At 69.8% G+C, this 12,546-nt stretch carries 4 protein-coding genes; 3 read left to right on the forward strand and 1 reads right to left on the reverse strand.

Going from position 1 to position 12,546, the window contains the following annotated elements:
- Nucleotides 1-12 precede the first annotated feature (12 nt).
- The gene (locus tag ACK1X7_RS34240) at nucleotides 13-2,640 is read right to left on the reverse strand and encodes a SpoIIE family protein phosphatase (protein ID WP_385146355.1); all 2,628 of its coding nucleotides are present in this window, start codon (nucleotides 2,638-2,640) and stop codon (nucleotides 13-15) included.
- Nucleotides 2,641-2,891: 251 nt separating this feature from the next.
- Between ACK1X7_RS34240 and ACK1X7_RS34245 the strand changes: the two genes are divergently transcribed.
- The 3 genes from ACK1X7_RS34245 to ACK1X7_RS34255 all read left to right on the forward strand — a co-directional run bounded on the left by ACK1X7_RS34245 (nucleotide 2,892) and on the right by ACK1X7_RS34255 (nucleotide 12,398).
- Nucleotides 2,892-8,447, forward strand: a complete 5,556-nt coding sequence (locus ACK1X7_RS34245; RefSeq protein WP_385146349.1) for a HAMP domain-containing protein — start codon at nucleotides 2,892-2,894, stop codon at nucleotides 8,445-8,447.
- Nucleotides 8,448-8,721: 274 nt separating this feature from the next.
- Nucleotides 8,722-9,399, forward strand: coding sequence for a response regulator (locus ACK1X7_RS34250; RefSeq protein ID WP_385146347.1), 678 nt, complete (start codon nucleotides 8,722-8,724; stop codon nucleotides 9,397-9,399).
- Between the two features lie 176 nt (nucleotides 9,400-9,575).
- Complete coding sequence (locus ACK1X7_RS34255) at nucleotides 9,576-12,398, forward strand: DNA translocase FtsK (RefSeq protein WP_398159930.1); 2,823 nt, start codon at nucleotides 9,576-9,578, stop codon at nucleotides 12,396-12,398.
- The last annotated feature ends 148 nt before the right edge of the window (nucleotides 12,399-12,546 follow it).

The raw sequence follows: 12,546 nt of genomic DNA on the forward strand, positions 1-12,546 counted from the left end.
CGGCCGCCCGCCTCAGGAGTCGGCGGGCTCGGGGACGCGCATCGCCAGGATCGCCATATCGTCCGACGGCGGCTCCGCCGCGAAGCGCTCCACGGCCCGGAGCACCCGGGCGGCCACCGCGCCCGCCGTAAGGCCGGTACAGGTCGTGAGGACGTCGATGAGGCCGTCGTCGCCGAGCATCCTGGTGCCCTCGCGCCGTTCCGTCACCCCGTCGGTGACGCACAGCAGCACATCGCCCGGGTCGAGCGTCACCGTCTGCTCGTACAGCTCGAGGTCCTCCATGACGCCGAGCAGCGGCTGGGGCTCGGCCGCCGCCTCCACGCTGCCGTCCTGGCGCAGCCGGAGCGGCAGGGGGTGTCCGGCGCAGACGACCTTGAGCACCGCGCTGCCGTCGTGCTGGGGCCACAACTCCCCGTAGAGGAGGGTCAGGAAGCGGCTGCGGGCGCCCTCGTCGAGGATGGCCGCGTTGAGCCGCTCCAGGACCGCCGGGCCCCCGAAACCCTCGCGGGCGAGCAGCCGCAGGGCGTGCCGGGCGAGTCCGGTGACCGCGGCGGCCTCCGGTCCGGTGCCGCAGACATCGCCGATGGCGAAGCCGTACGCCCCGTCGCGGATCGGGAAGAGGTCGTAGAAGTCGCCGCCGACCTCATTGCCCTCGCCCGCCGCGCGGTAGATGACCTCGACCTCGACTCCGGGGACCTCGGGCTGCTCGGGCGGCAGCAGACTCCGCTGGAGGGACTGGCTGATGGCGGTGCGCTCCGAGTAGAGCCGCGCGTTGTCCAGCGCGAGCGCGGCCCGGCGGGAGAGGTCCTCGGCGAGCTCCAGGTTCTCCTGGCGGAAGTGCTCGTCGGTGGGCTTGCCGAGGATGAGCATGCCGATGACGCGGTTACGGGCCACCAGGGGCAGCACGACCGTCTCCCCGCCGACCGCGGAGGCGGTCGCGAGCGAGGCGCCGGGGCCGGAGGAGGGTCGGGCGGAGTCGCCGAGGCTGAGGCTGCGCAGCGAGGTGCGCAGGGCGGCGGCGTGGGCCGCGTCATAGGGGCCGGACCAACTGCGGGCGCCGCCGGTGGGGACCTGCTCCGGTGGGTCGATCTTCATCAGCAGGGCCTTGAGGCCGTCGATGCGGTCCTCGTCCTCGTGCAGGACGTACGACAGCTCGGGCTCGGACGCCTGGTCGGCGACCGTATAGACGGCGCACCAACTGGCCAGCGTGGGCACCGTCATCTGGGCCATCAGCGCCAGTGTCTGGTCGCGGTCCAGGGTGCCCGCGAGGAGGTCGGACGCCTCGACGAGGAAGGACAGGGAGCCGCGGCGCAGCCGCTCCAGCTCGGTGAGGCGGGCGCGCTCGACGGCGAGGGCGATGCGGTCGGCGGCGAACTGGAGCCGCAGGGCCTCTTCGTTGCTGTAGCGGGCGGGGGATTCGGCGGCGACGCCGAGTGAGCCGGTGAGCCGGCCCTCGACCTTCAGCGGGACGGTGACGACGGAACGCATCCCCGTGTTCACCAGCAGTGGAACGGCGCCGGGCACCGCGGACAGGTCCTCGTGGACGGCGGGCATCCTGGCCGAGCCGTAGCGCCCGGTGCCCGCTTCGACGGGGACGCGGGCGAACCGCTGGCGGGCGGAGGGCAGCCCGGTGGAGGCGCGGACCTCCAACTCGGTCTCGTCGTCGGTGGCGAGCAGCAGATAGGCGGCGTCGCCGTCGAGCATGTCACGGGCCCGCTCTACGGTGCGCTGGAGCAGACCGTCGAGGTCGTCGGGGGCCGGGGAGCCGATGAAGACCTCGAAGGCGTCGGTGGACTGGCCGCGATCGGAGGTTTCGGCGGTGTCGGCGCTCGCACCGCGCATCGGGCTCTGTAGTACGGCGCGCTCGCGTTCGCGCACCAGCAGACAGACGGTGGACGGCTCGCCCTCGGCGTCGCGGATGCGCAGATGGGAGGCGTAGACGGGGGCGACCCGGCCGTCGGCGCCGCGGATGCCGTAGGAGCCCTCCCAGCGCGAGAGCAGAAGTGCCTCGGCGACGCCGGTGCCGGTGCCGGGGGTGTGCGGCCAAGCGGCGAGGTCGGTCAGCGGCTTGCCGATGACCTGCTCCGGTGGGTAGCCGAACAGCTCCTGAGCGTCGTCGTTCCAGGCGCTGATCAGCCCGCCGCTGTCGACCTGGACGACTCCGACCCGGACCCGGGCGTCGGCGATGGGCAGGGCGCTGGAGGGCAGGGCCGGCCCGGCGGCTCGGGTCCCGGCCGGACGGTCGGGGAAATCGAGCTGGAACCAGACCTGCTTGTGGGTCGCGGTGTACTCGACGCCCCAGCGGCCGGCGAGGGCCGCGCACAGCAGCAGACCGCGGCCGCCCTCGCGGTCGGGGTTTCCGAAGTGGTGGCCGCCGTTGCTTTGCAGCGGGACCTCGCGCTCGGGGTAGCGGTCGGCGACCTCGACGCGCACGCCGGTGTCGGCGCGGATGCAGACCACATCGGCGGTGGTACCGGCGTGCACCACCGCATTGGTGACAAGTTCGCTGGTCAGGACGACGGCGTCATCCACGATGTCGGTGAGGCCCCACCCCTGGAGGGTGTCCCGGACAAAAGTGCGGGCGGCGGCGACCGAGCGTCCCACCGGCTCGAAGGTGGCGGCTGCCCGCGCGGTGATCACAGGTCTCCTCATATGTGTCTCGGCGAACTGCTCACCCATGTCGCAGCGCCCCTCCGATGCCCTGGCCGGTTGCCAGGTTACTTACCACCGACGCCCGCGCGAATGCCGGTCGGCTTTGATTCCCCCCAGAGTGGGCGTTCGGGGGTGTGGGATGCTGCCGAACTGTTATGGCCTGGTTGGGGCATGGTGAAACACTGGGGAAGCTGGAAGAAGAACCCGACGAGGATGGTCAACCCTGCGGGAGGGACACGGTGGAGTCTGGCGCAGCGGCGCGGGGCACGAATACGCGCGCGAAAGGCGGACGGTCCCGGAGCAATGGGACGACTGAAGTGGATACGGCGGCCCTGAACCGGCTGCTGACCGCGATGACGGCGATGCGGGACGGGAACTTCCGCAAGCGGCTCACGGTCTCGGGCGAGGGCGTGATGGCCGAGATCGCCGCGGTCTTCAACGAGGTCGCGGACCGCAATCTCCAGCTCACCGGTGAGCTGACCCGGGTGCGGAGGGTGGTCGGCCGCGAGGGCAAGCTCACCGAGCGGCTGGAGACCGGCGCCTGTGAGGGCCAGTGGGCCGCGGCCATTGACGCGTCCAACGCCCTGGTGGACGATCTTGTGCGGCCGGTGTCCGAGGTGGGCCGGGTGCTGTCGGCGGTCGCCGAGGGCGATCTCGAGCAGCGCATGGATCTGCGGGCGCAGGGCGCCGATGGATCGGCGCATCCCCTGCGGGGCGAGTTCCTGAAGGTGGGGCGCACGGTCAACGGCCTGGTGGACCAGCTCTCGGCGTTCACCGACGAGGTGACGCGGGTCGCGAGTGAGGTCGGCACCGAGGGCAAGCTGGGTGGCCAGGCCCGGGTGCGTGGAATGTCGGGTTCGTGGAAGGACCTCACGGAGTCCGTCAACACGATGGCCTCCCGGCTCACCGCCCAGGTGCGTGATATCGCTCTCGTGACGACGGCGGTGGCCAAGGGTGATCTGTCCCGGAAGGTCACGGTTCATGTGTCCGGGGAGATGCTCGAGCTGAAGGAAACCGTCAACACGATGGTGGACCAGCTCTCCTCGTTCGCCTCCGAGGTCACCCGGGTCGCCCGTGAGGTGGGCACCGAGGGCGAGCTGGGCGGCCAGGCGAAGGTTCCGGGTGTCGCGGGCGTCTGGAAGGACCTGACCGACTCCGTCAACCTCATGGCGGGGAACCTGACCGCGCAGGTGCGCGGGATCGCCCAGGTCACCACGGCGGTCGCCAATGGTGATCTGTCGCAGAAGGTCACGGTGAGCGCACGCGGCGAGGTCGCGCAGCTCGCCGACACGATCAACACCATGACCGAGACGCTGCGCACCTTCGCGGACGAGGTCACGCGGGTGGCCAGCGAGGTCGGCGCCGAGGGACTGCTGGGCGGTCAGGCGCAGGTGCCGGGTGCGGCGGGTACGTGGAAGGACCTCACCGATTCGGTGAACACCGCGTTCCGGAACCTCACCGCGCAGGTGCGGGACATCGCGCAGGTGACGACGGCGGTGGCGAACGGCGATCTGTCGCAGAAGGTCACCGTGGATGTGGCCGGCGAGATGCTGGAGCTGAAGAACACCACCAACACGATGGTCGACCAGCTCCAGTCCTTCGGCGCCGAGGTGACACGGGTCGCCCGGGAGATCGGCGTCGAGGGCGAGCTGGGCGGTCAGGCGCAGGTGCCGGGTGCGGCGGGCACGTGGAAGGACCTCACCGATTCGGTGAACACGGCCTTCCGGAACCTCACCGGACAGGTGCGCAACATCGCGCAGGTGACGACGGCGGTGGCGAACGGCGACCTGTCGCAGAAGGTCACCGTCGATGTCTCCGGCGAGATGCTCAAGCTGAAGAACACCGTGAACACCATGGTGGACCAGCTTTCCTCGTTCGCCGACCAGGTCACCAGGATGGCGCGGGACGTGGGCACCGAGGGCCGGCTGGGCGGTCAGGCCCGGGTGGACGGGGTCAGCGGTGTCTGGAAGGACCTGACCGACTCCGTCAACTCCATGGCCGGGAACCTGACCGCGCAGGTGCGCGGTATCGCCCAGGTGACGACGGCGGTCGCGCGCGGCGATCTGTCGCAGAAGATCGAGGTGGACGCGCGCGGCGAGATCCTCGAGCTGAAGAACACCATCAACACGATGGTCGACCAGCTTTCCGCCTTCGCCGAGCAGGTGACCCGGGTCGCCCGTGAGGTGGGTACGGACGGCCGGCTGGGCGGTCAGGCGCAGGTGCCCGGTGTGGCGGGTGTGTGGCGCGATCTGACCGACTCGGTGAACGGTATGGCGGGCAATCTGACCGCCCAGGTGCGGAATATCGCGCAGGTCGCCACGGCGGTCGCGCGCGGTGACCTCTCCCAGAAGATCGACGTCGATGCGCGCGGCGAGATCCTGGAGCTCAAGAACACCCTGAACACGATGGTCGACCAGCTCTCGTCCTTCGCGGAGGAGGTCACCAGGGTCGCCCGCGAGGTGGGCACCGAGGGCCAGTTGGGCGGTCAGGCCGAGGTGCAGGGCGTCTCCGGGACGTGGAAGGACCTCACCCAGTCCGTCAACAGCATGGCCAACAACCTGACGTCCCAGGTGCGTTCGATCGCGGAGGTGACGACGGCGGTCGCCAAGGGCGATCTGTCGAAGAAGATCACCGTCGATGCCAAGGGCGAGATCCTGGAGCTGGTCACCACCGTCAACACGATGGTGGATCAGCTCTCGTCCTTCGCCGAGCAGGTGACCCGGGTGGCCCGTGAGGTGGGCACCGAGGGGCAGTTGGGCGGTCAGGCGCGGGTTCCGGGCGTGACCGGTATCTGGAAGGACCTGAGCAACAACGTCAACCTGATGGCCAACAACCTGACCATCCAGGTGCGGAACATCTCGCAGGTCTCGGCCGCGGTCGCCAACGGCGATCTGACGAAGAAGGTGACGGTCGAGGCGCGCGGCGAGGTCGCGGCGCTGGCCGACACCGTCAACACGATGGTGACGACGCTGTCCTCGTTCGCCGACGAGGTCACCCGCGTGGCCCGTGAGGTGGGCACGGACGGCATCCTGGGCGGCCAGGCGCGGGTGCCCGGCGTCTCGGGGACCTGGAAGGACCTCACCGAGTCCGTGAACTCGATGGCGTCCAATCTGACCGGACAGGTCCGCAACATCGCGATGGTCACCACGGCCATCGCCCAGGGTGATCTGACCAAGAAGATCGACATCGAGGCGCGTGGCGAGATCCTCGAGCTGAAGACGACCATCAACACGATGGTGGATCAGCTCTCGTCGTTCGCCGACCAGGTGACCCGGGTGGCCCGCGAGGTGGGCACCGAGGGCCAACTGGGCGGCCAGGCGCGGGTCCGGGACGTGGCCGGCACCTGGAAGGACCTGACCGAGTCGGTGAACGAGATGGCCGGCAACCTGACCCGTCAGGTGCGCGCCATCGCCGAGGTCGCCACCGCGGTGACCCGCGGCGATCTCAACCTCAAGATCGATGTGGACGCCTCGGGCGAGATCCAGGTCCTCCAGGACCACATCAACACCATGATCGCCAACCTGCGCGAGACGACGCTCGCCAACAAGGAGCAGGACTGGCTCAAGGGCAACCTCGCCCGGATCTCCGGTCTCATGCAGGGACGGCGCGACCTGGAGGACGTCGCCCGGCTGATCATGAGCGAGCTGACCCCGGTGGTCTCCGCCCAGCACGGCGCGTTCTTCCTGGCCGTACCGCTGGGTGAGGGCACCGAGGTGGTCGCGGACAGCACCTCCGACGACGGCTACGAACTGCTGCTGGTGGGTTCCTACGGCTACACCCTCGGCTCGATGCCCACGCGCTTCAAGGCCGGGGAGACGCTGATCGGGACGGTGGCCGAGGAGAAGCGCCCGATCCTGGTGGAGAACGTGCCACCGGGCTATCTCAAGATCGCCTCGGGGCTCGGCGAGGCGGCTCCGGCCCATGTGATCGTGTTGCCGGTGCTCTTCGAGGGTCAGTTGCTGGGCGTGATCGAGCTGGCCTCGTTCCAGCCCTTCGCCCAGATCCAGAAGGACTTCCTCAACCAGATCGCCGAGATGATCGGCACCAGCGTCAACACCATCAGCGTCAACACCAAGACCGAGGTGCTGCTGAAGCAGTCGCAGGAGCTGACCGAGCAGCTTCGCGAGCGGTCCGCGGAGCTGGAGAACCGGCAGAAGGCCCTCCAGGCGTCCAACGCGGAGCTGGAGGAGAAGTCCGAGCGGCTGGCCCGCCAGAACCGCGACATCGAGGTCAAGAACACCGAGATCGAGGAAGCCCGGCAGGTGCTCGAGGAGCGCGCCGAGCAGCTCGCCGTCTCGATGCGCTACAAGAGCGAGTTCCTGGCGAACATGTCGCATGAGCTGCGCACACCGCTCAACTCGCTGCTGATCCTCGCCAAGCTGCTCGCCGACAACGCCGATGGCAATCTCTCGCCGAAGCAGGTGGAGTTCGCCGAGACCATCCACGGCGCGGGCTCGGACCTGCTCCAGCTCATCAACGACATCCTGGACCTGTCGAAGGTCGAGGCGGGCAAGATGGACGTCAGCCCGACCCGTATCGCCCTGGTCCAGCTCGTCGACTATGTGGAGGCCACCTTCCGGCCGCTGACCGCGGAGAAGGGCCTGGACTTCTCCGTAAGGGTGTCACCGGAGCTTCCGGCGACTCTGCACACCGACGAGCAGCGGCTGCTCCAGGTGCTGCGCAACCTGTTGTCCAACGCGGTGAAGTTCACCGACAGCGGCGCCGTGGAGCTGGTCATCCGGCCGGCGGGCGCGGATGTGCCGCACGCCATCCGGGAGCAGTTGCTGGAGCACGGTGCCCTGCGCGATGCGGACGCCGACATGATCGCCTTCTCGGTCACCGACACCGGTATCGGCATCGCGGCCAGCAAGATGCGGGTGATCTTCGAGGCGTTCAAGCAGGCCGACGGCACCACCAGCCGGAAGTACGGCGGCACCGGGCTCGGCCTGTCGATCAGCCGGGAGATCGCCCGGCTGCTCGGCGGCGAGATCCACGCGGCCAGCGAACCGGGCCGCGGCTCGACCTTCACGCTCTATCTGCCGCTGCACCCCAGCGAGCTGCCGCCGCAGGGCTACCCGCAGCTCGCCCCGAGCAGCTCGGGGCCGGGCCCGCTGGCGCTCGCGGCGCTCCCCAGCGGCGTGCAGGAGACCACGGAGGACGGGGCCGTCGAGGAGCAGGAGGGCGCACGGGACGTCTCCGGCGCCTCCTCGGCGGCGCGCGGCCGAGGCGGCTCCGGGCTGTTCCGGCGGCGTCAGCGGGCCGAGCAGGAGGCGTCGCGGGCCGATGAGGAGCAGGCGCCGCAGCAGGCGGAGCTGAGCGCCCGCTCGTCCGCCCGCCGCCCGGGACGGCAGCCGCAGGCCCCCGAGCCATGGCTGCTGGGCGGCCAGGACCTGGTGGTGCCGGAGCCGGTGAGCGGCTTCCACGGCGAGAAGGTGCTGATCGTCGACGACGACATCCGTAATGTCTTCGCGCTGACCAGCGTGCTGGAGCAGCACGGGCTACAGGTCCTGTACGCGGAGAACGGCCGGGAGGGCATCGAGGTCCTGGAGCAGCACGACGACGTCGTGCTCGTCCTGATGGACATCATGATGCCGGAGATGGACGGCTACGCCACGACGGCCGCGATCCGCAGGATGCCCCAGTTCGCCGGGCTGCCGATCATCGCCCTCACCGCGAAGGCGATGAAGGGCGACCGGGAGAAGAGCATCGAAGCGGGCGCGTCGGACTACGTCACCAAGCCGGTCGACACCGATCATCTCCTTACAGTGATGGAGCACTGGATGTCGACTGAGTAACCCGCGGCACGCCCGGGGCGGCCGTGGTGTTGACTGAGTGTCGCCGAACACGTGTGGGAACGCGGTATTCGGGGAACCTTCTGGTCTCCCACCGCGTTTCTGCTACGTGCACAGTGACATCGCGGTGACAGGGTGTGGCGAACAGCGGGGTGCGGCTACCATGACCGGCACAAGGACGGGCGGCGCAAGGGAGTCGTCCCCTGGGGCGGCGCCCGGTGCTTCCCCCAGCTCTTCGAGCTGGGGAGACCCCAAGCCGGGACGAGGAGGACGGGGCATGGTGCAGAAGGCCAAGATCCTCCTGGTCGATGACCGGCCGGAGAATCTGCTGGCGCTGGAGGCCATTCTCTCCGCGCTCGATCAGACCCTGGTGCGGGCATCGTCAGGGGAGGAAGCGCTCAAGGCGCTGTTGACGGACGACTTCGCGGTGATTCTGCTGGACGTCCAGATGCCGGGCATGGACGGGTTCGAGACCGCGGCGCACATCAAGCGCCGGGAGCGGACCCGCGACATCCCGATCATTTTCCTCACCGCGATCAACCACGGCCCGCACCACACCTTCCGGGGCTATGCGGCCGGCGCGGTGGACTACATCTCCAAACCATTCGACCCCTGGGTGCTCAGAGCCAAGGTCTCGGTCTTCGTGGATCTGTACATGAAGAACTGCCAACTGCGGGAGCAGGCATCGCTGCTGCGGTTGCAGTTGGACGGCGGTCAGCCCGCCGCCGGGGAGGCCAAGGAGTCGGCGGGGCTGCTCGCGGAGCTGTCCGCGCGGCTCGCCGCCGTCGAGGAGCAGGCCGAGGCGCTCTCGAAGCAGCTTGACGAGTCGGCCGATGCGGCCGCCGTGGCCACCGCGGCCCATCTGGAGCGCAAGCTGACCGGTCTGCGGCGGGCGCTGGACGCGCTGGAGCCGGGGGCGGGCAGCGGGGCCGGCCAGGTCCCCTCGCAGAACTGAGCGGTCGCCCCACCGTCACCGTCGGTCGGTCATCGCCGACCGGTCACCCGCACTTTGACGCGCCGTCACGGTCGCCTCACCGTCCCGACGGTGCAGCGGCACCGGTGTGACGTCCGGGGCGCCTGATACCCCCGCCATGCGTGCTCCGTACGGCGGACGCGGGTAATCTCGCCCCCATGGCCTCTCGTACGTCCGGCAAGGGTTCCCAGAGCACCGCGGGCACCTCGAAGAAGCGCGCCGGGCAGTCCGGAGGCGCCGCGAAGAAGACGGCCGCCAAGAAGGCGCCCGCGAAGAAGGCACCCGCCAAGAAGTCCGCCGCGCCCGCGAAGAAGGCCGCGGCGAAGAAGGCGGCCCCCCCTCCCGCACCGAACCCCACCAGCGGCGTGTACCGCGCCGTGCGCGCCGTGTGGATGGGCACGGCGCGCGCCGTCGCGGCGATGTTCCGCGGGATAGGACGCGGCGCCAAGGGACTCGACCCCGCCCACCGTAAGGACGGCAGCGCCCTGCTGCTGCTCGCTCTCGCCCTGATCGTCGCGGCGGGCACCTGGTCCAGCCTGGACGGGCCGGTAGGCAGTCTGGTCGAGATGCTGGTCACCGGCGCCTTCGGCCGCCTCGACCTGGTGGTGCCGATACTGCTGGGCACCATCGCCGCCCGGCTGATCCTCCATCCGGAGCGGCCGGAGGCCAACGGCCGGATCGTCATCGGGCTCTCGGCGCTCGTCATCGGGGTCCTGGGGCAGGTCCACATCGCCTGCGGCGCCCCGGGGCGCGGCCAGGGCACCGAGGCGATACAGGACGCGGGCGGCCTGATCGGCTGGGCGGTGTCCCGGCCGCTGATCTACCTGATGGGCGACGTGCTGGCCGTACCGCTGCTGGTGCTGCTCACCGTCTTCGGGCTGCTGGTGGTCACCGCGACGCCGGTCGCCGCCATTCCGCAGCGGCTGCGGCAGCTTGGCGTCCGGCTCGGCCTGGTGCGGGACGACGAGGACGCGTACGCGTCGGAGGCCGGGTACGACACGGGGGAGTACGCCGACGAATGGCGCGAGACGCCCGCCAGACGGGCTCGCAGGACCTCGCTCGCCAAAGAGGACCCGGACGGTGCGGGAGGACCGGAGCGGGCCGAGGAGGAGGCGCTGCGCAAGCGCCGGCGCTCGCGCCGCTCGTCGTCCGCCCAACCGCCGCTCGACCGGCCCATGGACGCCGTGGACGTGGCGGCCGCGGCCGCCGCCTCGCTGGACGGGGCCGTGCTGCACGGTGTGCAGCCCTCGCCGCTCGTGGCCGGGCTCAGCAGCGGGCTTTCGGGCGAGCGTGAGGACGGGGCCGCGAGCGGCGGGGTGCCGGTCGCGCGCGACGCCGACAAGGAGTCCGGGAAGAGCGGCGCCAGGGGCAATGCTGCGGGCGGTAAGGGCCGTACGGAGGGAGCCGGCGAGGCGGACCCGGGCCGGGTCCCCGACCTCACCCGGCCCGCGGCCGAGACGAGCGAGCCGCTGCCGCCGCGCGCCGAGCAGCTCCAGCTCTCCGGCGACATCACCTACTCGCTGCCCTCGCTCGAGCTGCTGGAGCGCGGCGGTCCCGGCAAGACGCGCAGCGCGGCCAACGACGCGGTCGTGGACTCGCTGACGAAGGTGTTCACGGAGTTCAAGGTGGACGCGGCCGTCACCGGCTTCACCCGCGGCCCGACGGTCACCCGCTATGTGGTGGAACTGGGCCCGGCGGTCAAGGTCGAGCGGATCACCGCGCTGACCAAGAACATCGCCTACGCGGTCGCCAGCCCCGATGTGCGGATCATCAGCCCGATCCCCGGCAAGTCGGCGGTCGGCATCGAAATCCCAAACAGCGACCGCGAGATGGTCAACCTGGGCGATGTGCTGCGCTCGGCGGACTCCGTCGGCGACGACCATCCGATGCTCGTCGGGCTGGGCAAGGATGTCGAGGGCGGCTATGTGGCGGCCAATCTGGCCACCATGCCGCATGTGCTGGTGGCGGGCGCGACCGGTTCCGGCAAGTCGTCCTGCATCAACTGCCTGATCACGTCGGTCATGGCCCGTGCCACGCCGGATGATGTGCGGATGGTGCTGGTCGACCCCAAGCGCGTGGAGCTGACCGCCTACGAGGGCATTCCGCATCTGATCACACCGATCATCACCAACCCCAAGCGCGCCGCCGAGGCGCTCCAGTGGGTCGTCCGCGAGATGGATCTTCGCTATGACGACCTCGCGGCGTACGGCTTCCGCCATATCGACGACTTCAACGCGGCGGTCCGCAAGGGCAAGGTGAAGCAGCCCGAGGGGAGCGAGCGGGAGCTCAAGCCGTATCCGTATCTGCTGGTGATCGTCGACGAGCTGGCCGATTTGATGATGGTCGCACCGCGGGATGTCGAGGACTCGATCGTGCGGATCACGCAGCTCGCGCGTGCGGCCGGTATCCACCTGGTGCTGGCCACCCAGCGGCCCTCGGTGGACGTCGTCACGGGTCTGATCAAGGCCAATGTGCCCTCACGGCTCGCCTTCGCCACCTCCTCGCTGGCCGACAGCCGCGTCATCCTGGACCAGCCCGGCGCCGAGAAGCTGATCGGCAAGGGCGATGGCCTCTTTCTGCCGATGGGCGCGAACAAACCCACCCGGATGCAGGGCGCCTATGTCACAGAGGCCGAGGTCGAGGCGGTCGTCGCGCACTGCAAGGCGCAGATGGCACCGGTCTTCCGCGAGGACGTGACGGTCGGGTCGGCGAAGAAGAAGGAGATCGACGAGGAGATCGGCGATGATCTCGATCTACTCTGCCAGGCCGCTGAGCTGGTGGTTTCCACCCAGTTCGGCTCGACGTCGATGTTGCAGCGCAAGCTGCGGGTGGGTTTCGCCAAGGCGGGGCGGCTGATGGATCTCATGGAGTCGCGGGGCGTCGTCGGTCCGAGCGAGGGATCCAAGGCGCGCGATGTGCTCGTCAAGCCGGATGAATTGGATGGCGTGCTCGACGTGATCCGCGGTAAGGCTCACTCATAAGGGTTTGGCGGGCAACCGTTTCCCCTACCGAAACGTCAAGTTGAGGGAGGTGGCGGAGTGAGACCCCAGAATCGTGATCGAACGGCAATCCCGATGGCGGACAAACTCCGTCCTCCCGCTTGCCCGACCCTTTCGCCCCACCCCTAGA

It is taken from the genome of Streptomyces sp. CY-1 (assembly GCF_047218265.1).
Taxonomy (GTDB): domain Bacteria; phylum Actinomycetota; class Actinomycetes; order Streptomycetales; family Streptomycetaceae; genus Streptomyces; species Streptomyces niphimycinicus.